We start from the raw sequence: 19,998 nt of genomic DNA, 5'->3' as shown, positions 1-19,998 counted from the left end.
GCCCGACGACGCCGCCCCTGCCACCCCTGCCTCCCCGCTGGACCGCGCGGTGGCCAGGATCGAGCGGGAGTGCGGCAGCGGCGTCGTCGTCAGCGGGGAGCTGGAGCGGCGGGCCGTGGCCCACGACGCCTCTCACTACCTGCTGCAGCCCCGCGCGGTGCTGCGTCCGCGGGACGAGTCCGAGGTGGGGCGCATCTTCGCGGCCGCCGCGGAGGCGGGCGCGGGGCTGACGCTGCGCTCGGGCGGCACGTCCCTGTCCGGGCAGGCCGTCACGGACCAGCTGCTCGTGGACGTGCGCCGGCACTTCAAGGCCGTGGAGGTCCTGGACCAGGGCGCCCGCGTGCGCGTCCAGCCGGGCGTCACCGTGCGCCAGGTCAATGCCCGGCTGGCCCCGCACGGGCGGTCGCTGGGCCCGGATCCGGCGAGCGAGTCGGCGTGCACGCTGGGCGGAGTGGTGGCCAACAACTCCTCCGGGATGGCGTGCGGCACGGAGTTCAACACGTACCGCACCCTGGAGTCCATGGTGCTCGTGCTGCCCTCCGGCACGGTCCTGGACACCGCCGCCCCGGACGCCGCCGAGACGTTGCGGGCGCGCGAGCCCGAGCTGTTCGAGGGCCTGCTCCGGCTGCGGGACCGCGTGCGGGGCAACCCGGAGTCCGTGCGGACCGTGGAGCGGCTGTTCGCCATGAAGAACACCATGGGCTACGGGCTGAACTCTTTCCTGGACCACGAGGACCCCGTGGCGATCCTGGAGCACCTCATGATCGGCTCCGAGGGCACGCTGGGGTTCGTGGCGAGCGCGACCCTGCGCACCGTGCCCGTGCACCCGCACGTGGCCACCGGCCTGCTGGTGTTCCCCACCGTGGTGGCCGCCACGAGCGCGGTGCCGGAGCTGGTGGGCTCGCACTGCGCCACCCTGGAGCTGCTGGACGCCACGTCCCTGGCGGTCTCGCAGCGCACGGGGCTCGCCCCGCCCGCGATCATGGACATCCCCGTGGACCAGCAGGCCGCGCTGCTCGTGGAGTACCAGCACGACACCCCGGACGGTGTGCGGGAGCTGGCGCAGGCGGCGTCGTCCACCTTCGATGCGCTGGAGCTGACCGGGCCCGTGTCCCTGACCACGGACCCCCGCGAGCGCGCGAGCCTGTGGACCGTGCGCAAGGGGCTCTACACCACCGTGGCGGGCAACCGGCCGCAGGGCACCAACGCGCTGCTCGAGGACGTGGTGGTGCCCGTGGACCAGCTGGGCGGCACGTGCGAGCAGCTCACCGGGCTCTTCGACGCCCACGGCTACCGGGACTCCGTGATCTTCGGCCATGCCAAGGACGGCAACGTCCACTTCATGCTCAACGAGCAGTTCGACGACCCCGCCCAGCTGGAGCGCTACGAGCGCTTCACCGAGGAGATGGTGGACCTGGTGCTCGGCCGCGGGGGCTCGCTGAAGGCGGAGCACGGCACCGGGCGCATCATGGCGCCGTTCGTGCGGCGGCAGTACGGGGACGAGCTGCACTCCGTGATGGTGGAGCTCAAGGCCCTGATCGACCCCGGGAACCGCTTCAACCCCGGCGTGATCCTCACCGAGGACCCGCGTGCGTACCTGCGGGACCTCAAGACCGCCCCGCCCGTGGAGTCCGAGGTGGACCGCTGCGTGGAGTGCGGCTACTGCGAGCCGGTGTGCCCGTCCCAGGACCTCACGCTCACGCCGCGCCAGCGCATCGTGGGCCGCAGGGAGATCGCCCGGGCCGAGGAGCGCGGGGACACCGCCCTGGCCGCACGGCTGCGCCGCGAGTACGACTACGCCGGGCTGCAGACGTGCGCGGTGGACGGCATGTGCGTCACGGCGTGCCCCGTGCACATCAACACGGGTGACCTGGTGCGCCGGCTGCGCGCGGAGAACCACTCCACGGTCGCGGACCTCGCGTGGGGGGCCGCCGCGCGCTCGTGGGCCGCGACCTCTGCGGGGGCGTCCTTCGCCCTCACGCTGGCCTCGCGCATGCCCGCCGCGCTGCCCGCCTCTGCGACCCGCGCGGCCCGCGCCGTGCTCGGCGCGGACACGGTCCCCCGCTACAACGCCACGCTCCCGGCGGGTGGCGGCAACCGCTCCCGGTTGACGACGCCGCCCGCGCCCTCCCCTGCCGAGCGACCGTCCCGAGGGGCTGCGGGCACCCCGGGCACGAGTGCCGTGGGAACGGGTGCGGCGGAACCGGGGGCGACGGCTGCCCGCGGTGACACCGCGGCGTCGGCCTCCGCGCAGCACCATCCCGTCCGAGCCGTGTTCTTCCCCGCGTGCATCGGGGCGATGTTCGGCACGGTGACCGGGGAGGGCCCCTCGGCCTCCGAGGCGTTCCTGCGGCTGTGCGAGCGCGCCGGTGTGGCCGTGCGGATCCCGGAGGGCATCGACTCGGCCTGCTGCGGCACCCCGTGGAAGTCCAAGGGCCTGCCCACCGGCTACGCCACGATGACCGAGCGGACCCTCGGGATGCTGTGGGAAGCCTCCGAGCAGGGGCGGCTGCCGGTGGTGTGCGATGCGGCGTCCTGCACCGAGGGGCTCGAGACCATGCGGGAGCTGGCCACGGACCATCCCGTGTACCGCGAGCTCCGCTTCGTGGACGCCGTGACCTTCACCGCCGAGCACGTGCTGCCCGGCCTGGACCGAAAAGCACGCCTGGAGACCCTGGCCGTGCACCCCACGTGCTCGTCCGTGCACCTGGGCGCCACCGAAGACCTCATGCGGGTGGCCCGGGCGTGCGCCCGGGAGGTCACCGTGCCCGTGGACTGGGGCTGCTGCGGCTACGCCGGGGACCGCGGGATGCTGCACCCGGAGCTCACGGCGTCCGCCACGCGGCGCGAGGCCGCGGAGGTGCGGGCCGGTGATTTCGATGCATATGCATCGTTGAACCGGACGTGCGAGCAGGCCCTCACGGAGGCCACGGGCCGGCCCTACGAGCACGTGCTGCAGGTCCTGGAGCGAGTCACCCGCTGAGCCGGACGGACGCGGCTCAGCCCCGCGGCGGCGTCGTGCCCGGATCCGGGACACCCCGTGCCGCGGCGCGCGCCACCGGGACCGCGGAGGCCGCGCACACCAGCACGCCGAAGAGCAGGCACCACACGAAGCCCGTGGTGGGCTCCACCCCGGCCCAGCGGGCCACGGCCGGCGCCACGAGCGACAGCACGAACGGCACCGCGAAACCCGTGTAGGTGAGGGTGTAGAACACGCCGATGAGCGCCCCAAGCTCGTGCGGGCGGGCCATGAGCTCCACCTCGCGCAGCCCGGCCACCATCATGAACCCGTAGCTCACGCCCAGCACCACGGCCGTGGGAACCGCGAGCCAGCTCGAGTGCCAGGTCACCGTCAGCGCGCCGAGGACCAGGCCCACGCTCGCCGCGCCGAGCCCGGTGACGGACAGCGGGAGCCACCCGTGGCGCGCGAGCCGCGCCGCGAGCGGCTGCACCAGCACGCCCGTGAACATCACGGCAGCGGCCACGACGCCCAGGTAGGCCACGGGCCAGCGCACGGTGCTGAGCAGGAAGGACGGGATGCTCGCAAAGGCAATCGTCGCCGTGCCGAACACCCACGGCGCCCATGCCGCGACCACCCAGAAGAACCGGGACGTGCGCGCCACGGCAGGAACCAGGGGCCGTGACGGGCGCGGGCCGCTCGCGGGTGGCTGCGTCTCGGGGACGTTCCACACGAGCACCGCGGCCACCACGGTGAGGACCACGTGCACCACGAACGGGGTGACCTGCGGCGCGGGCAGGAACTGCGCGAGCAGCCCGGCCGCGAGCGGCCCGGCACCGAAGCCCGCGGAGAGCACCACGGTGGCCCGCCGGGGTCCGGCACCCGGGCGGTCGGTGCTCAGCTGCTTGACCCACGCGGACCCGGACGCCATGGCCATCCCCACGCCGAAGCCCATGATCCAGCGGCCCGGGTACAGCAGCCAGTCCGTGGTGTGGGACGCCGCCGCGAGCACCAGGGACGCCACGAGGACCACCGCGAGCGCGGGGCGCATCACGGCGCGCCGGCCCCGGTGGTCGGAGACCGGGCCGAGCACGAGCAGCGCAGGCACGAGGCCCGCCGCGTAGATCCCGAGCATCCCGGTCACGAAGGACTCGCTGAGCCCGTCCTGCGAGCGGTAGACCTCGAGCATCGGGGCGAAAAGGTTGGCACCGAACCCCACGGTGAACATGGCCGTGCCCACGCGCCACCACGTGCGAGGGGTGACGGCCGTCACGGCGGGGTTCTCCATACCAGCGAGGCTACCGGGGCGGCGCGGGGAAATTTCACATTCTCCGGACCCTGACGCTATGCTGAAGCAGTTGTTCGCGGGTTCGCCCGTGCAACTTCCGGGATGTGGCGCAGCTTGGTAGCGCGCGTCGTTCGGGACGACGAGGTCGCAGGTTCAAATCCTGTCATCCCGACCGAAATCCCCTTGCTCCTCCGCAACCGGAGCAAGGGGATTTTTTTCATGCCCGCCCCCCGCGCGTCGGGGCTCCGTGGTGGAATCGGGGCATGACCTCCGCACCCCGTTCCCGCCCGTTCGCCCAGGTGGACGTGTTCTCCGCCGAGCCCTTCCGGGGCAATCCCGTGGCCGTCGTCCTGGACGGCGCGGACCTCACGGACGAGCAGATGGCACGGTTCGCGAACTGGACCAACCTCTCCGAGACCACGTTCGTGCTGCCGCCCACCTCCCCCGACGCGGACTACCGGCTGCGCATCTTCACGCCCGACCGCGAGCTGCCGTTCGCGGGCCACCCCACCCTGGGCTCGGCCCGCGCGTGGCTCGCGGCGGGAAACACGCCGCGCGGTGACGTCATCGTCCAGGAGTGCGCCACGGGCCTGGTCCGCGTCCACACGTCCAACGACGACGCCGCCCTCGCCTTCGAGGCCCCGCCCACCCTCCGCTCGGGGGACCTCGCACCGAACGTGCTGGAGCCGATCACCACCGGGCTGGGCCTGCACCCGGACCAGGTGGTGGCGCACCAGTGGGTGGACAACGGACCGGGGTGGGCCGCGCTGCTGCTCAGCTCCGCGGACGAGGTGCTCGCACTGGAACCCACCTTCGCCGCACTCGGTGCGCACAAGGTGGGAGTGCTCGGCCCCGCCCCCGACAGCGCGGAGCACCGCTTCGAGGTGCGCGCGTTCGTGCCCGGGGCCACCGGGTACGAGGACCCCGTGACCGGCAGCCTCAACGCGGGTCTCGCGCAGTGGCTCGTGCGGACCGGCCGCGCCCCGCAGGACTACACCGCACGTCAGGGCACCCGGATGGGTCGTCGAGGGCTGGTCCGCGTGAGCGCGGATGCGACGGGTGCCGTGCGCGTGGGTGGGCACTGCACGGTGTGCGTCTCGGGGAGCGTGGTCCTGTGAGCACCCGGCTGCACGTGGTCTTCGACGGCCGGTGCGGTTTCTGCACCCGCGCGGTGGGCTGGGTGGAACACCTGGACCGCCACGGACGGATCGAGCTGCACGCGTGGCAGCACCCGGGCGTGCCGGAGCGCTTCGGCCTGACCCCGCAGCAGTGCGACGCCTCGGTCTGGGCGGTCCCCGCCGGGCCCGGGGACCCGCAGGGCGACGGCGGGCTCGCGGTGAGCGGTGCCCGAGCAGTTGCGAGCATCCTTGACACAGCCCTGGGCACACGCTTCTTCGGCGCGCTCTACGGGCTGCCGCTGGTGGCCCGCACCCAGGAGGCCGTCTACCGCTGGGTGGCCGCTCACCGAGGACGCTTTCCGGGCGTCACCCCGTGGTGCGAGCAGCATCCCGGGCAGTGCGGTGCCGTTCGCTGACCGGCGCCTCCCCCGTCAGGCGGGCAGCGCGTCCCGGAGTTCGCGCGCGGCGGCGGTGACATCGGTGGCCTCGGTGACCGCCCGCACCACCACGATGCGCGAGGCCCCGGTGCCGAGCACGGCGGGGAGCCGGGCGGCGTCGACACCCCCGATCGCGAAGAACGGCGTGTCCCCGGCGTGCTCCGCGGCGTAGCGGGGCAGCTCCAGGCCCACCGCGGCCCGTCCCGGTTTGGTGGGGGTCTCCCAGACCGGTCCGGTGCAGAAGTAGTCGAGCCCGGGATCCGCGAGCGCGGCATCCACCTGGGCGGGCGAGTGGCACGAGCGGCCGAGCACCACGTCAGGACCCAGCACCGTGCGGGCCTGCTGCGTGGTGAGATCCCCCTGGCCCACGTGGAACACGTCCGCGCCGGTCAGCAGGGCCACGTCCGCGCGGTCGTTCACCGCAAAGAGCTTGCCGTGCTCACGGGCAACCTCAGCGAGCACCCCGATGGCCTCGATCTCCGCGGCCGCCTCGAGCGTCTTGTCCCGCAGCTGGATGATGTCCGTCCCGCCCGCGTATGCGGCGTGCAGGAACTCCCGCAGGTCACCGCGTTCCCGTCGTGCGGTCACGCACACGTAGAGCCGCGTGTCCCGCAGCTTCTCGCGGCGTCGTCGTCCCTGGTCCTCGATCTGTGCCATGCCGCCATCGTGGCACGAACCGGCACAGGGCGCGCGGCGAGCGATCTGCTCCCCGCGAATTCCCCGGGGACGGGGGCCACGGGGAGGACTAGACTGGCGGCGTCGTCCGGCCGCCCTGCATCGTGCCGCCCGACGAGTTCCACGGGAGCCCGCACCCGTCCGCACGGACCACCGCAGCGGGCTGAGAGGGCGTGAGCCGCCGACCGGTCACCTGACGCGGATCATGCCGCCGGAGGGAGGAAGAGATGCCCGAGAACACGCCCGCCCACGTGGTGGTGGCCGGGGCCGGTCTGATCGGCCTGGCCACGGCGCTCGAACTGCGACGCCGCGGGGTTGCCGTCACCGTGGCCGACCCCCAGCCCGCGTGGGGCGCCACACGTGCCGCGGCGGGGATGCTGGCACCCGTCGCGGAGACCCAGTACGGCCAGGAGCGGCTCTACCCCCTGATGCGCGCGTCCGCCGAGGAGTACCCCGGCTTCGTGGAGCGGGTGGCCGCGGCCACGGGACTCGCCACGGGATACCGCACGGAGGAGACGCTGGTGGTCGCCGCCGACGCCGCGGACGCCCGGTCCCTCTCCGACCTCGCCTCCCACCAGATCGCCTCGGGCATGGACGTGGAGGAGATCTCCACGCGCGAGGCCCGCTCCATGGAACCCGCGCTCGCCCCCAGGCTCGGGGGTGCCGTGCGCATCGTCTCCGACCGTCAGGTGGACCCGCGGATGCTGGCCGCCGCCATGGTCGAGGCCCTCAACGCACCGCACGCCGAGACGCTCGCGGGCGCCGCGGATGCCGGCCCGGTCACCTGGCTGACCCACCGGGTGGAGTCGGTGCAGGTGCCCCGCAAGGGCCCCCGCAGGGTGGAGGGTGTGCTCCTGGACAACGGCGAACGGATCCCCGCGGACGCGGTGGTGGTGGCCTCGGGGCTCACGGCCAACACCATGGGCGGGCTGCCCGAGGACCTGGAGCTGCGGCTGCGACCCGTGTTCGGTGACATCCTGCGGCTGCGCGTCCCCGACTCCGTGCTGGGACCCGGTGAGGAGCACCTGCTGACCCGCACGGTGCGCGCCCAGGTCATGGGCCGCCCGGTCTACATGGTCCCGCGCGTGGACCGCACACTGGTGGTCGGTGCCACCAACCGCGAGGACGGCCGGGAGTCGGTGCTGGCCGGAGGCGTCCACCAGCTCCTGCGGGACGCCCGCGCGGTGGTTCCCGCGATCGACGACTGCGACGTCCTGGAGATGATGGCCCGGGCCCGCCCGGGCACCCCGGACGACCTCCCCTACCTCGGAACCACCTCCGTGGCCGGGCTGGTGATCAGCACCGGGCACTTCCGCCACGGCATCCTGCTGACCCCCGTGGCCTCCCGTCTCGCGGCGGAACTCGTGACCGGGGTTCTGGATCCCGAGGTGGACCACCAGCGGGACGTGGAGTTCCTCGCCGCCACGGATCCGGGGCGCCACTCCCGCCCGAACGACGACCTGCACGACACCACCGACTTCTCGGGAGGACTCGCATGAGCGCCCCTGCACCGCACACACCAGAGGCCGGCGCCGAGCCCGGTTCTCCGGACCCCGGGCGACCGGTGCCCGCCACTGGCGAGCCCCACGCGCCGCGGCAGGACGTCGGTCCGGGCACCGCGAGCATCAACGGCTCCCCGGTGGAGGTCCACGAGGGGTTCACCCTCACCGATGCGGTGGCACAGCTGACAGGCCGGGAGATCACGCCGCAGGGCACCGCCGCGGACGGGCACCCCCTGGGGATCGCCGTGGCCGTGGACGACACCGTGGTCCCCCGCTCCCTGTGGGCCACCACCGCCGTGGCACCGGGGCAGTCGGTGGAGGTCGTCACCGCGGTGCAGGGAGGCTGAGCATGACGGACAAGGATCTGGGCACAGCGCCGCTGACGGTGGCCGGGGTCGAGCTGACCTCACGGCTCATCATGGGCACCGGCGGTCTCACGGACCTCGCCATGCTCGAGCGCGCCCTGCTGGCCTCCGGCACCGAACTGACTACGGTGGCTCTGCGCCGCTTCTCCCCCGGCCCGTCACGGCCGGTTGCCACCTCCGTTCCCGGTGGCTCCGGAGCGGGGGTGGACGGAGGCGGCCCGCGCGGAACGGGAGCCACCGGTGGGACGGGTGCGGCGTCGTCGTCGGGGGCCCCGCGGGACAGCCTGTACGCGATCCTGCGCCGCCACGGCATCCGGGTGCTGCCGAACACCGCCGGGTGCTACACGGCCCGGGACGCGCTGCTGACCGCGGAACTCGGACGCGAGGCGCTGGAGACGGACTGGGTCAAGCTGGAGATCATCTCCGACGAGGACACCCTGCTGCCGGACGGCGTGGAGCTGCTGGACGCCACCGAGAAGCTCGTGCGGCGTGGCTTCAAGGTCTTCGCGTACACGTCCGACGACCCCGTGCTCGCGCTGCGTCTCGAGGACGCGGGGGCCAGCGCCGTGATGCCCCTGGGTGCGCCGATCGGCACGGGACTCGGCATCCTGAACCCCCACAACATCGAGCTGATCGCCTCGCGTGCCGGCGTACCCGTGGTGCTGGACGCCGGCATCGGTACGGCGTCCGAGGCGGCGCTGGCCATGGAGCTCGGGTGCGACGCCGTGCTGCTCGCCTCCGCCGTGACCCGCGCCCAGGACCCCGTGGCCATGGCGCACGCCATGAGGCACGCCGTGCAGGCTGGTCTGCTTGCGCGCGGCGCGGGACGCATTGCGCGCCGCACCCACGCTCTGGCGTCCTCGCCCATGGCCGGCCGGATCGGTGCGGGCGAGGACGCTCCCCGCGGGGACTGGCCCGCCCGGTCCGTGGCCGAGGCCGCGGGAGACGTCACCCGATGAGTGCTCCCTCCCCGTTCGACCCCCTGGTGGAACCGGCCGCAGATCTCACCCGCGAAGAGCTCGAACGGTACTCGCGCCACCTCACGCTCACGCAGTTCGGCCCGGAGGGACAGCGTCGGCTCAAGAACGCGCGCGTGCTCGTGGTCGGCGCCGGCGGCCTGGGCGCACCCGCACTGCAGTACCTCGCGGCAGCCGGTGTGGGAACCCTGGGCGTCGTGGACGACGACGTCGTGTCCGTCTCCAACCTGCAGCGCCAGGTGATCCACACTGTGGCGGACGTGGGACGGCCCAAGGTGGACTCCGCCGCGGACGCCGTGGCCCGTCTCAACCCGCTGGTCACCGTGCGGACCCACGACACCCGGCTCAGCACCGGAAACGCCCTGGAGATCCTCGGGCAGTACGACCTGGTGCTGGACGGGGCGGACAACTTCGCCACCCGCTACCTCGTGGCGGACGCCGCCGAGCTCACCGGGATCCCCGTGGTGTGGGGCTCCATCCTGCGCTTCGACGGCCAGGTCTCCGTGTTCTGGGCGGGCCACGGACCGGTGTACCGGGACCTCTACCCGGAGGCTCCCCCGGCCGGTTCCGTCCCCTCGTGCGCGGAGGGCGGGGTGCTGGGCGTCCTGCCCGCAACCATCGGCTCCGTGATGGCCACCGAGGCCCTGAAACTCCTCACCGGCCTGGGCGCGCCCCTCGTGGGCCGGGTTCTCGTCCACGACGCGCTCGCCCAGACGTGGCGCACCCTCACCGTCCTGCCGGACCCGGAGCGCGAGCCCGTCACCGACCTCTCGCGGGTCGTCGTGGCGTGCGGCCTTCCCTCCCCCGGCGACGGCGCGGCGGACCGCGGGGACGTCTCGCCCGCTGCCCCCGAGGCCGGGGTGGGCACCCCGCCGGCCGGACCGAGCGCCGTCGAGACCGTGGACGCCACCGAACTCGCCCGGCTGCTGGAGGCCCGCGAGCGCGGCGAGACCGCCTTCACGCTCGTGGACGTGCGCGAGGACTGGGAGCGGCAGCTCGTGTCCATCCCCGGATCCGTGCCGGTGCCCCTGGACCGGCTGCTCACCGACGGCGTGCGGGCGCTGCCCGCGGGCACCGAGGGGGACGTGGTCCTGCACTGCAAGGCCGGGGTGCGCTCCGCGCAGGCCCTCGCGGCCCTGCGCGCCGACTACGCCCTGCGGGAGGACAACCTCAAGCACCTGGACGGTGGCATCCTCGCGTGGATCGAGGACGTGGACCCCTCGCAGCCGCGCTACTGAGCAGTGCAAGAGCCACGCGCCGCGAGCGCCTCGAGCCCCTCCCGCACCTCACCCGCCTGGCGCACCGTCAGCACCGCCCTCCTCCACGCAGAAAAAAGTGCAGATATTGCCATCTACGGACTGGTAGATGGCAATATCTGCACTTAATCCCTCGGGGTGAACCTGGGCATCAGCTCGTGGGTGGACGATCCCCGGCGCGGGTTACCGAGGGCGGGACCCCGGGGCGGGTCCCCGGGGCGCCGCTGCGCGGGCCCGTCGACCGGTCAGACCCTCAGCCCAGCAGGATGACGTCCAGCGTGCGCGGCCCGTGGACACCCTCCACGCGCTCGAGCTCGATGTCCGATGTGGCGGACGGGCCCGAGATCATGGTGGTGGGCGCGGTGGGTTCCACCCGGGCCATGGCCTCGGGGATCAGCTCCACCACGGAGTCCAGCGGCACGATGCAGATGTGGTGGTCCGGCACCAGGGTGATGGCGCGGCGCCCCTCGTCCGGGCGCCCCGACAGGAAGATGGTGCCCGTCTGCGCGCACGAGACCGTGGAGGAGGTCACCACGGCGTCCACCTGGTTGAGGTCCCGCACGGTCAGCGCGGAGGCCTTGCGACCGTCGTTGGGGTCCACGATGGCGCGGCGCGCCGCAGTCTCCTCGGGGAGCAGCGCGGTGTCCAGCCCCTCGGGGATCACGTAGCGGGCGGACGCCCCCAGCTGCGTGGCGATGCGCTGCGCCACCGTCTGAGCCGTCTCCCGGTACACATTGGCCTTGTAGTCCAGCAGCCGGTCCTCAAGCATGTCGACGATCTCGTCGCGCGAGAGCTCCGAGGTGTGCCGGTAGTCCCGGGGGACCTCAGGCGCCTGCGGGTGGTCGGAGAGCGCACCGTGCAGCCGCTCCAGGATCTCGGTCTTGGCGTCCGCGCTCATGCCTGCTCTCCGTTCTGGTCCCCGCGCTCGGCGTGGCCGTTGGGGGCGTCGATGTTGTCCTCGTGCGGATCGCCCGTGGCCTCCCGCTGGCCCCCGGCTGCGGCATCGGGACCGGCACCCGGGGTGGCGGCGTCGTCGCCCGTCCCGGCGGCGGTCTCCGCCACACGGGAGGCCTTGGCCGCGTCCTCGGCCGCGGGAGCGCCCGGGCTGGCCGACGCCGCCGCGCTGTCCTCCGCGCGTTCGTCACCGCTGCGCTGCAGGCCGGACCCCGCCGGGACACCGTCGCGTGCGAGGCGCTCGTCGGTCTCCCCCTCGTGCTTCTTCCACCAGTTGCGGAAGGACTCCTTGGGCGGTTCGGGGATGTCCCGCTCGTCGGTCCAGCCGCCCACCATGCCGGGGAGCCAGCCGATGGCGTGGTCGCGGCCCGCCACCAGGCGCCCCATGGGCAGCCCGCGCTCGGCGAGGGACATCCGCTGCCCGGAGGACATCACGAAGGACGCGCCCTTCATCATGGCGTCCATCTGCGTGGGCAGTCCTCGGGAGGGGACGGCCCGGCGCATCCGGCGCCCGGCGCGGCGCGCCCGCGAGCCCAGCTGGGACAGGGATCCCTCGGAGGGGGCCGAGTCCTGACCGCCCTGGCCCTCGTCCGCGGTGAGGGACTTCTCCTCGCGCCAGTCATCGGCGCCACCCACGGCCGGGTCCTCGGTGGCGGGAGCCGGTTCGGCCCGGTCCACGCGCTGACCGTGCTGGGTGCGGATGTCCTCGTCCCGCAGGTGCACCAGGATGTCCGGGATGTTGATCTTCACGGGACACACCTGGTAGCACGCACCGCACAGCGAGGACGCGTAGGGCAGGGAGGCGTTCTTCTCGGACGTGATGCCCGTGAGCTGCGGCGAGAGGATCGCCCCGATGGGACCGGGGTAGGTGGAGCCGTAGGAGTGGCCACCCGCGTGCTCGTACACCGGGCACACGTTCAGGCACGCGGAGCAGCGGATGCAGTGCAGCGCGGAGCGCCCCTTGGGGTCCGAGAGCACGGCGGAGCGGCCGTTGTCCAGCAGCACCACGTGGAAGTTCTTGGGGCCGTCCCCCGGGGTCACGCCCGTCCACAGGGAGGTGTACGGGTTCATGCGCTCCCCCGTGGAGGAGCGCGGGAGGAGCTGGAAGAACACCTCGAGGTCCTGGTAGGTGGGCAGCAGCTTCTCGATGCCCATCACGGTGATGAGCGTCTCGGGGAGGGTGAGGCACATGCGGCCGTTGCCCTCGGACTCCACCACGGACAGGGTGCCGGTGTCCGCGATGCCGAAGTTCGCACCGCTGATGGCCACCTTGGAGGTCAGGAACTTCTCCCGCAGGTGCTGCCGGGCCGCCTCCGCGAGGACTCGGGGCTCGCTCGTGAGCTCGTCCGTGACACCGGGCATCTCGCGGCTGAAGATCTCGCGAATCTCCTCGCGGTTCTTGTGGATCGCGGGCACCAGGATGTGCGAGGGCTTGTCCCGCCCCAGCTGCACGATGAGCTCGGCCAGGTCCGTCTCCGTGGCGGTGATCCCGTGCTCGGAGAGGTGCTCGTCCAGCCCGATCTCCTGGGTGGCCATGGACTTCACCTTGATGACGTCGGTGGTGTCCTGCTCCTGGACCAGGCGGGTCACGATGGCGTTCGCCTCGTCCGCGTCCCGGGCCCAGTGGACGACGCCGCCGCGTGCCGTCACGTTCGCCTCGAACTGCTCGAGCAGCTCCGGCAGCCGCGCCATCACGGTCTCCTTGATGGCGGAGCCGGCGTCGCGCAGCTCGCTCCAGTCCGGAACCTCCCCCACCACGCCGGCGCGCTTGGCGCGGATGGTGTGGGTGGCGTGCCGGATGTTGGCCCGCATCTGCTCGTTCTGCAGCTCCTTCTTGGCGGCCTTGGGGAACGCCACCTGCGCGTGCAGGTTGCCCTGCCCGTGCACGGGGCGCACGGACGGCATGCCGAGGGACGTGACGCTCATCGAGTTGCTCCTGCGGTGGTGGCCGCGCTCGTCGAACGACGGCCGGGCTGGGGGATGGACAGCTCCACGGGGCCCTCCACGTGCAGCGGGTTGGACCGGGTGGACGCGAGGATCTCCGCGAAGTGGACGGTCTGGATGTCCACCTTGCGCTTGGAGGCGGCTCCGCCCAGGTGCATCAGGCAGGAGGCGTCCCCGCCGGTGCACAGGGAGGCGCCGGAGCCGCGGATGTTGTGGAGCTTGGCGTCCGCCATGGCACCGGAGACGTCCGGGTTCTTGAAGGAGAAGGTGCCGCCGAAGCCGCAGCACTCCTCGGCGTCCGGCAGCTCGTGGAACTCGATGTCCGCCACGGAGCGCACGAGATCCTTCTGGCGGTCCCCGAGACCCAGCAGCCGCATGCCGTGGCACGAGGGGTGGTACGTCACGGGGTGCGGGAAGTAGGAGCCCAGCTGCTCGGCGGCGTCGGTCACACCCAGCACGTCCACGAGCAGCTCGGAGAGCTCGTACGTGTTCCCGGCGACCATCTCGGCGTCCTCCGCCAGGGCGTCCTCACCGCACTCGCGGGCGACCATGGGCTGCTGGTGGCCCAGGGAGGCCACGCACGATCCGGACGGTGCCACGGCGACGTCGTAGTCCACGCTGGTGAAGGCGCGCACGTGGTTGCGGATGACCGGCACGGCGTCCTGGAAGTACCCGCTGTTGACGTGCATCTGCGAGCAGCAGCCCTGCCCCTGGGGGAACACGACCTCGTGCCCCAGCCGCTCCAGGATCCGCACGGTGGCCAGCGCCACCTTGGGGTACATGGCGTCCACGATGCACGTGGCGAAGAGCGCGATTCTCATGTGTGTGGTCTCCCAACCGTCTGCGCCGGTCATGCTGTGCCCCGGTCCATCTCTGTGGCCAGACCAGGCTACGCCCGTGAGTCCGGTCACAACAACGCGCAACCCACCCCGGGACACTTCGCCGGAGGGGCGCATGGGGCCCACGCCCGCGGGTGCGCGACTCCTTCACCGTGTGACATGGATCATGTACGCTGTGTGGTCGGACCACTATGGTCTGACCACTTATCGTACGACCCGTCCCGGACACGGCGCACACCGCCCCGCCGGGACCGCCCCCTCGATCCGGGAACCACGGTTCCGATCCGGCCCCACCCCTTGGAGAACCCGTGAACACATTCACCGCCGCCACCGATGCCGTGGCGGGCAGCGTGGGCTGGTCAGCCCTGGTCGGCTGCCTGCCCCTGCTGACCTTCTTCGTGATGCTGCTCGCCTTCAAGGCGAGCGCCTACGTGGCGGGTCTGACCTCGCTCGCCGTGGCCCTGCTCGTGGCGGTCTTCGGCTTCGGCATGCCGGCCCACCTCGCCGCGCTGACGGCCACCCAGGGCGCCGTCTACGGCCTGTTCCCCATCGTGTGGATCGTGGTCATGGCCCTGTGGTTCTACCAGGTGACCGTGCTGTCCGGACGCTTCGAGGACCTGCGCACCATCTTCGACACCATCGGCGGCGGCGACCTGCGCATCCAGGCCATGCTGATCGCCTTCTGCTTCGGCGGGCTGCTGGAGGCCCTCGCCGGATTCGGTGCCCCCGTGGCCATCACCGCCACCATGATCCTGGCCCTGGGTCTCAAGCCCCTCAAGACGGCCACCCTGGTCCTGATCGCCAACACCGCCCCCGTGGCCTTCGGCGCCATCGCCATCCCCATCACCACGGCCGGCACCCTGACGGACCTGGACCCCGCGCACATCGGCGCGGTCGTGGGACACCAGGCCCCGTTCTTCGCGTTCGTGGTTCCGTTCTTCCTGCTGATGATCGTCGACGGCGCCCGGGGCCTCAAGCAGGCCTGGCCCGCCGCGCTGGTGGTGGGCGGCAGCTTCGCCGTGGCCCAGTGGTGGTGCGCCACCCACTTCTCCTACGAGCTCACGGACGTGGTGGCCTCGCTGGTGGGCCTCGCGGCCATCGTGGTCCTCATGCGCTTCTGGCGGCCCAAGGGCGCGGAGGAGGTGCGCGCGGACCTGGGCGTCACCCGCCCCGAGAACGCGGCGGTGCTCACGCCGGCACGCGTGTGGATGGCCGTGCTGCCCTACGTGCTCGTGGTGGTGGTCTTCGGGATCGCCAAGCTGTGGACCGCGGGGGTCAGCATCCCCAAGGCCCTGGCCTCCACTGACGTGAAGATCCCCTGGCCCGGCCTGCACGGCCACCTGGTCAACGCCCAGGGGGACCCCATCTCCGGCACCGTCTACACGTTCCAGTGGCTCTCGAGCCCCGGAACGCTGCTGCTGTTCACCGGCCTGGTGGTGGCTGTGGTCTACGCCGTGTTCAACCACCACGGCACGTTCCGCCTGAACATCGGCGACGCCCTGGCGGAGATTGGCCGCTGCTTCTGGAAGATGCGCTTCTCCGCCCTGACCATCATGTCGGTCCTGGCCCTGGCCTACGTGATGAACTTCTCCGGTCAGACCCTGGCGATCGGCACGTTCGTGGCCGGCCTCGGCGCGGCGTTTGCGTTCTTCTCCCCCGTGCTGGGCTGGGTGGGCACGGCCGTGACCGGATCGGACACGTCCGCCAACGCGCTGTTCGCCAACCTGCAGAAGACCGCGGCCCTGGGCTCCGGGCTGGACCCGTACCTGATGACCGCGGCGAACACGTCCGGCGGCGTGGTGGGCAAGATGATCTCGCCCCAGTCCCTGGCCATCGCGTCCTCGGCCGTGGGGATGCAGGGCAAGGAGTCGCAGATCTTCCGCTCCGTGCTCCCGTGGTCCCTGGGCATGCTGCTCGCGCTGTGCTGCCTGGTGTTCCTGCAGTCCAACGTCCTCGCGTGGATGCTGCCGGTGGCCTGAGACGGCCGAGTACAGTGAACGGTCTCGGCCCGCCACCGCAGCTCGCGGTGGCGGGCCATCGCACGTCAGGATCCGGGGAGGAACCATGAGCACTGCACCCGCCTACACGGTGGTGCTGGACTGGCTTGAGCAGCAGCTGCGCTCGGGAGGTCTGCGCGTGGGCGACAAGCTGCCCGCCGAGCGCGCCCTGGCCGAGGACTTCGGCATCTCGCGGGCGTCGGTGCGGGAGGCCGTGCGAATCCTCGCCGCCATGGGGCTGGTGCGCACCGCCACCGGATCGGGTCCGCAGTCCGGCGCCACTGTCATCTCGGATCCCTCGGCGGCCCTGGGCTGGGCGCTGCGGATGCACATCGCCACCCGCTCCCTGCCGGTGGCAGACGTGGTGAGCACCCGCATCCTGCTGGAGACGCAGTCCAGCCTGGACGCGGCGTCGTCGGAGACCGGGGAACGGGACCGGGTCCTCGCGGAGGCCGAGCAGATGCTGGAGCGCATGGAGGATCCCGAGGTGGGGGACGAGGAGTTCCATGCCCTGGACGCCCAGTTCCACCTGCACCTCGCCTCGCTGGGCGGCAACGTGGTGCTCGAGACGATCATGGCGTCACTGCGGGAGGCCACGATCGGCTACGTCCAGGAGACCGTGGCGGCCACCTCCGACTGGCCGAGCATTCGAGCGCGTTTGCAGGAGCAGCACCGGGAGATCCACCGGGCCACGCGAGCCCGGGACGGGGAGCGTGCTGCACGGCTGCTGCGCGAGCACATCATGTGGTTCTACGGCCACGCGCCGGATGCGGCCTGCACGGCGGGCCGCCCGCCGGCCGACGAGCGCTGAACCGGCAGGACGCGGACACAGAAGAACCCCGACGCCCCCTGGTCGGAGGACGCCGGGGCCAGGCTCGTGTCTGCCCTGGACCGCTGACGCAACGGGGACCCTCGGAGCTGCACGCGAGGTGATCCAGGCCTCACGGAACTCGTTCGGTCACACAGGAGACACGAGGACCCCCGCTGCGAACCCAGCGGTCCGCTCCGTCGGGGATGCGAACGCCGTACAACCGTTCGCCCTACCGGAGCGCGTGGACATCTCATCCGATGTCCACGAACCACTCTGCCGTACGAGGACCCCGAACCACCATGGCCAATCGGCCAGACTTGTGGACCGAAGCTGGGCACGGTCTGTGAGTCAGCGCGGCCCCGGGGTGGAGTCCGCGTCCAGCTCGGGGTGCACGAGCCCCCACTGGATGCCGGAGATCAGCACCTGCACCCGGTCCCGCACGGCGAGCTTCTCGCACAGGTGGGACACGTAGGACTTCACGCTGCCGTGGGACACGGTCATCCGCTCCGCGATCTCCGCGTTGTTGAGCCCCTTGGCGATCCACTCCAGCGTCTCCTGTTCACGCGGGGTGAGTTTGGGCGCCCCGGGGTGCGGGCCCGGCGGCGGGGACATCGCCGCCTGGGTCAGGGCCCCACGGCCGCGTCCCCGCCGCACGGAGGGCACGGGGACGTCGCCCAGCACGTTGTTGGCCAGGGAGTTCGCCACGGACGGGGACAGGGCCAGCTCGTCGTCGCGGATCAGGGTCACGGCCGAGACGATGTCGTCGTGCCGGGCGTCCTTGACCAGGTAGCCGGAAGCGCCCGCGCGCAAGGCCGGAACCACGTACTCGAGGGTGGAGAACGTGGTCAGTGCCAGCACCCGGGTGTCCGGGCACTGCGCCACGATCTGGCGTGTGGCCTCGATCCCGTCCATCCCGGGCATGCGGATGTCCATGAGCACCACGTCGGGGGACAGCCGCAGACTCTCCGCGACCGCCTCGGCGTCCTCGGAGGCCTCCCCCACGACCTCGAACCCCGGCTCGGCGCGGAAGAGGTTCGCGAGGGCGTCCCGCATGAGCGGATGGTCGTCCACCAAAAGAAGCCTGCACAAATCCATGAAACGATCATAAACTTGCGCACATGACTCAGCATTCGCAGGATCTCGACGCCGCGGCCTCACCCGCCCGCCGCACCTCTCCTCTCCGCGCGGCCGCTGCCGCCGCCCTCGTGTTCTCCATGCTCTTCGCCTCCGCGGGACCCGCCCTGGCGGTCTCCTCCGGTGACTCGGTGCGCGGACCGGGCAGCGCGCTCTGCCGCTTCTTCCCCATTTACTGCAACCCCCGGTGAGTTCCGCCCCCGCCGTGACGGACGGGGTCCACATAGCACGGGGCGGTGGGCTGCCCAGCTGGCTGCGCATCGCCCTGGTGCTGTTCGCCGCGGTGGCGGCATTCGACGACCTTCACGCCTTGCACTGGGCGGAGCTGGATCCGACCACGGCCGCCCTGGTCTCGGCGTGGATCGTCCTGAGCTACGGCGCGGTCGCGCTGCTCGCGTGGTCCGCCGCGGCGAGCGCCCTGGCCATCGTCCCCTCCTACGCCCTGTGCCTGGTGCTGGACGAGTACTCCGTGGCCCTGCTGTGCGGCTGCGTGGTGATGGTCGGCGCCGTGGCCATGCTCGGCCGCGCGGCACTGGTCGCTCACCTTGCCGTGACCGCCGCCTGGGTGGCGGTGACGGCCTGGGTGCTGGAGAGCTCGGACTTCTTCTGGGCGCTCGGCATCCCCCTGGGCATCGCCGCGCTGATCGGCGTGGCCGTGCGGTTCTTCCTGGGGCAGTACCGGCTCAACACCCGTCGGCTCGCCGTCATGGAGGCCACGCACCAGCGGCTGAGGGAGCAGGAGCGGCTGGCCCTGGCACGCGACCTGCACGACGTCGTGGCCCACGAACTGACCCTCGTGACCATGCAGGCCGCAGGCTCCCAGCGGCAGACCGATCCCGCCGAGCTGCACCGCACCATCGACACCATGGACGCCGCGGCCCGCTCCGGGCTGACCGAGCTGCGCACGCTGCTGCACATCCTGCGGGACTCCCCCGGCGCCGATGACGCCGGGGAGGCCGCCGAGGATCGGGGCAGCGCCTCGGGCCTGACCACCGGTTCCCTGCACGGCGTGGTCCGGACCCTCGAGTCGAGCCTGCGCCAGGCGGGACTGGTGCCGGAGTTCGAGGTGGGCGAGGGCGTGGACGACATCCCCACGTCCATCCGCGGCACCGCGGCCCGGGTGCTGCAGGAGGCCTCCACCAACATGATCAAGTATGCGCCCGCGGGGTCACCCTGCCTGGTGCGGCTGGGCGTGCAGGACGCTGCCGTGTGCATCCACACCCAGAACCGGGTGTCTCAGGGTGCCGCGGACCCGGAGCGCCACGAACTGGCCTCCGGCTTCGGTCTGCGGGGCATTAGGGAACGCGTGGCCCTGCTGAACGGCCAGGTGGACTACGGCCCGCAGAACCACGTGTGGCACCTGGACGTGCGGATCCCCGTCGCGTGAGCGGACCAGGCGCGGAGCAGACCCGCCGCGGTGAGGCTGCGGTCGGGGCCGTGCGCGGCGTCGTGCTGGGCATCCCGTCCGGGACCGTGCTCAGCTACGGGGACGTGGCCGAGCTGGCGCAGCTCGGAAGCCCCCGGCTGGCGGCGCGCATCATGAGCTTGGGCCAGGCCGGCGAGGACGTGCCGTGGTGGCGCGTGGTGCGGGCCGACGGCACTCTGCCGGACCGGCTGCAGATCGCCGCGCGAGGGCACTACGAGAGTGAGGGAACGGCCCTCAGAACCACCTCCGCGCACTGGGTGCAGGTGGACATGGCCCGCGCCCGCTGGAACGGCTGACGCCGAGGCCCGAGAGACCG

At 72.3% G+C, this 19,998-nt stretch carries 18 protein-coding genes and 1 tRNA gene; 13 read left to right on the top strand and 6 right to left on the bottom strand.

The window, feature by feature from the left end; all coding sequences use genetic code 11:
• The coding region (locus D9R02_RS03430; RefSeq protein ID WP_147435327.1) for an FAD-binding and (Fe-S)-binding domain-containing protein at nt 1–2,983 on the top strand (2,983 nt) is incomplete at its 5' end.
• 16 nt (nt 2,984–2,999) lie between these two features.
• Here D9R02_RS03430 and D9R02_RS03425 read toward each other — a convergent pair.
• Nucleotides 3,000–4,247 carry an MFS transporter gene (locus D9R02_RS03425; protein ID WP_039100575.1) on the bottom strand — a complete coding sequence of 416 codons (1,248 nt, stop codon included), beginning with the start codon at nt 4,245–4,247 and terminating at the stop codon, nt 3,000–3,002.
• A gap of 98 nt (nt 4,248–4,345) precedes the next feature.
• On the opposite strand from D9R02_RS03425, the gene D9R02_RS03420 reads away from it, so the two are divergent.
• The 3 genes from D9R02_RS03420 (at nt 4,346) to D9R02_RS03410 (ending at nt 5,781) form a co-directional block, all read left to right on the top strand.
• Nucleotides 4,346–4,419, top strand: a tRNA-Pro gene (locus tag D9R02_RS03420).
• Between the two features lie 91 nt (nt 4,420–4,510).
• The gene (locus D9R02_RS03415) at nt 4,511–5,365 is read left to right on the top strand and encodes a PhzF family phenazine biosynthesis protein (protein ID WP_121566345.1); all 855 of its coding nucleotides are present in this window, start codon (nt 4,511–4,513) and stop codon (nt 5,363–5,365) included.
• Nucleotides 5,362–5,781 carry a thiol-disulfide oxidoreductase DCC family protein gene (locus tag D9R02_RS03410; protein WP_245190519.1) on the top strand — a complete coding sequence of 140 codons (420 nt, stop codon included), beginning with the start codon at nt 5,362–5,364 and terminating at the stop codon, nt 5,779–5,781. Before D9R02_RS03415 ends, D9R02_RS03410 begins: the two co-directional genes overlap by 4 nt.
• Nucleotides 5,782–5,796: 15 nt before the next feature.
• On the opposite strand, the gene thiE is transcribed toward D9R02_RS03410, so the two are convergent.
• Entirely contained in the window at nt 5,797–6,459 is a 663-nt protein-coding gene (gene thiE, locus D9R02_RS03405; protein WP_121566344.1) for a thiamine phosphate synthase, read from the bottom strand.
• A gap of 245 nt (nt 6,460–6,704) precedes the next feature.
• On the opposite strand from thiE, the gene thiO reads away from it, so the two are divergent.
• The 4 genes from thiO (at nt 6,705) to moeB (ending at nt 10,559) form a co-directional block, all read left to right on the top strand.
• Nucleotides 6,705–7,976, top strand: coding sequence for a glycine oxidase ThiO (gene thiO, locus D9R02_RS03400; protein WP_121566343.1), 1,272 nt, complete (start codon nt 6,705–6,707; stop codon nt 7,974–7,976).
• Between the two features lie 65 nt (nt 7,977–8,041).
• Nucleotides 8,042–8,326, top strand: coding sequence for a sulfur carrier protein ThiS (gene thiS, locus D9R02_RS03395; RefSeq protein ID WP_121566342.1), 285 nt, complete (start codon nt 8,042–8,044; stop codon nt 8,324–8,326).
• Nucleotides 8,327–8,328: 2 nt separating this feature from the next.
• The gene (locus D9R02_RS03390; RefSeq protein WP_121566341.1) at nt 8,329–9,303 is read left to right on the top strand and encodes a thiazole synthase; all 975 of its coding nucleotides are present in this window, start codon (nt 8,329–8,331) and stop codon (nt 9,301–9,303) included.
• The gene (gene moeB / locus D9R02_RS03385) at nt 9,300–10,559 is read left to right on the top strand and encodes a molybdopterin-synthase adenylyltransferase MoeB (RefSeq protein WP_121566340.1); all 1,260 of its coding nucleotides are present in this window, start codon (nt 9,300–9,302) and stop codon (nt 10,557–10,559) included. Before D9R02_RS03390 ends, moeB begins: the two co-directional genes overlap by 4 nt.
• 271 nt (nt 10,560–10,830) lie before the next feature.
• On the opposite strand, the gene D9R02_RS03380 is transcribed toward moeB, so the two are convergent.
• The 3 genes from D9R02_RS03380 to D9R02_RS03370 are packed head-to-tail and all read right to left on the bottom strand — an operon-like array spanning nt 10,831 to nt 14,296.
• Nucleotides 10,831–11,475: a LutC/YkgG family protein gene (locus D9R02_RS03380; protein ID WP_121566339.1), complete on the bottom strand. Its 645-nt coding sequence runs from the start codon at nt 11,473–11,475 to the stop codon at nt 10,831–10,833.
• Nucleotides 11,472–13,457 (bottom strand): LutB/LldF family L-lactate oxidation iron-sulfur protein, encoded by a 1,986-nt coding sequence (locus D9R02_RS03375; protein WP_121566338.1) that lies wholly within the window; start codon nt 13,455–13,457, stop codon nt 11,472–11,474. The genes D9R02_RS03380 and D9R02_RS03375 overlap by 4 nt, the downstream gene beginning before the upstream one ends.
• On the bottom strand, nt 13,454–14,296 hold the full coding sequence (locus tag D9R02_RS03370) for a (Fe-S)-binding protein (protein WP_039102030.1): 843 nt from the start codon (nt 14,294–14,296) through the stop codon (nt 13,454–13,456). Before D9R02_RS03370 ends, D9R02_RS03375 begins: the two co-directional genes overlap by 4 nt.
• A 326-nt stretch (nt 14,297–14,622) precedes the next feature.
• Here D9R02_RS03370 and D9R02_RS03365 point away from each other — a divergent pair, with 326 nt between their 5' ends.
• Both D9R02_RS03365 and D9R02_RS03360 read left to right on the top strand, forming a co-directional pair.
• The gene (locus D9R02_RS03365) at nt 14,623–16,293 is read left to right on the top strand and encodes an L-lactate permease (RefSeq protein WP_121566337.1); all 1,671 of its coding nucleotides are present in this window, start codon (nt 14,623–14,625) and stop codon (nt 16,291–16,293) included.
• 85 nt (nt 16,294–16,378) lie between these two features.
• Nucleotides 16,379–17,122, top strand: coding sequence for a FadR/GntR family transcriptional regulator (locus D9R02_RS03360; protein WP_121566336.1), 744 nt, complete (start codon nt 16,379–16,381; stop codon nt 17,120–17,122).
• Nucleotides 17,123–17,470: 348 nt separating this feature from the next.
• On the opposite strand, the gene D9R02_RS03355 is transcribed toward D9R02_RS03360, so the two are convergent.
• A complete protein-coding gene (locus tag D9R02_RS03355) occupies nt 17,471–18,217 on the bottom strand; it encodes a response regulator (RefSeq protein WP_183085943.1) in 747 nt (248 codons plus the stop codon).
• Between the two features lie 23 nt (nt 18,218–18,240).
• Between D9R02_RS03355 and D9R02_RS03350 the strand changes: the two genes are divergently transcribed.
• From D9R02_RS03350 to D9R02_RS03340, 3 genes are read left to right on the top strand one after another with little or no spacing between them, the layout of a single operon-like run.
• Nucleotides 18,241–18,447: a hypothetical protein gene (locus tag D9R02_RS03350; protein ID WP_019310030.1), complete on the top strand. Its 207-nt coding sequence runs from the start codon at nt 18,241–18,243 to the stop codon at nt 18,445–18,447.
• Nucleotides 18,444–19,643 carry a sensor histidine kinase gene (locus D9R02_RS03345; protein WP_259463900.1) on the top strand — a complete coding sequence of 400 codons (1,200 nt, stop codon included), beginning with the start codon at nt 18,444–18,446 and terminating at the stop codon, nt 19,641–19,643. The genes D9R02_RS03350 and D9R02_RS03345 overlap by 4 nt, the downstream gene beginning before the upstream one ends.
• The gene (locus tag D9R02_RS03340) at nt 19,640–19,978 is read left to right on the top strand and encodes an MGMT family protein (RefSeq protein WP_019310028.1); all 339 of its coding nucleotides are present in this window, start codon (nt 19,640–19,642) and stop codon (nt 19,976–19,978) included. Before D9R02_RS03345 ends, D9R02_RS03340 begins: the two co-directional genes overlap by 4 nt.
• The last annotated feature ends 20 nt before the right edge of the window (nt 19,979–19,998 follow it).

Source organism: Kocuria rhizophila, assembly GCF_003667225.1.
GTDB classification, from domain to species: domain Bacteria; phylum Actinomycetota; class Actinomycetes; order Actinomycetales; family Micrococcaceae; genus Kocuria; species Kocuria rhizophila.
The sequence above is the reverse complement of the archived record's forward strand: the minus strand, read 5'-3'. Positions and strand labels throughout refer to the sequence as shown.

Excerpts from the sequence above, each read along its gene's own strand:
- D9R02_RS03370 (WP_039102030.1), bottom strand. The coding sequence starts at position 14,296 with ATGAGAATCGCGCTCTTCGCCACGTGCATCGTGGACGCCATGTACCCC.
- D9R02_RS03355 (WP_183085943.1), bottom strand. The coding sequence starts at position 18,217 with ATGGATTTGTGCAGGCTTCTTTTGGTGGACGACCATCCGCTCATGCGG.
- D9R02_RS03350 (WP_019310030.1), top strand. The coding sequence starts at position 18,241 with ATGACTCAGCATTCGCAGGATCTCGACGCCGCGGCCTCACCCGCCCGC.
- D9R02_RS03360 (WP_121566336.1), top strand. The coding sequence starts at position 16,379 with ATGAGCACTGCACCCGCCTACACGGTGGTGCTGGACTGGCTTGAGCAG.
- D9R02_RS03375 (WP_121566338.1), bottom strand. The coding sequence starts at position 13,457 with ATGAGCGTCACGTCCCTCGGCATGCCGTCCGTGCGCCCCGTGCACGGG.
- D9R02_RS03425 (WP_039100575.1), bottom strand. The coding sequence starts at position 4,247 with ATGGAGAACCCCGCCGTGACGGCCGTCACCCCTCGCACGTGGTGGCGC.
- thiE (WP_121566344.1), bottom strand. The coding sequence starts at position 6,459 with ATGGCACAGATCGAGGACCAGGGACGACGACGCCGCGAGAAGCTGCGG.
- D9R02_RS03415 (WP_121566345.1), top strand. The coding sequence starts at position 4,511 with ATGACCTCCGCACCCCGTTCCCGCCCGTTCGCCCAGGTGGACGTGTTC.
- D9R02_RS03380 (WP_121566339.1), bottom strand. The coding sequence starts at position 11,475 with ATGAGCGCGGACGCCAAGACCGAGATCCTGGAGCGGCTGCACGGTGCG.
- moeB (WP_121566340.1), top strand. The coding sequence starts at position 9,300 with ATGAGTGCTCCCTCCCCGTTCGACCCCCTGGTGGAACCGGCCGCAGAT.
- thiO (WP_121566343.1), top strand. The coding sequence starts at position 6,705 with ATGCCCGAGAACACGCCCGCCCACGTGGTGGTGGCCGGGGCCGGTCTG.
- D9R02_RS03390 (WP_121566341.1), top strand. The coding sequence starts at position 8,329 with ATGACGGACAAGGATCTGGGCACAGCGCCGCTGACGGTGGCCGGGGTC.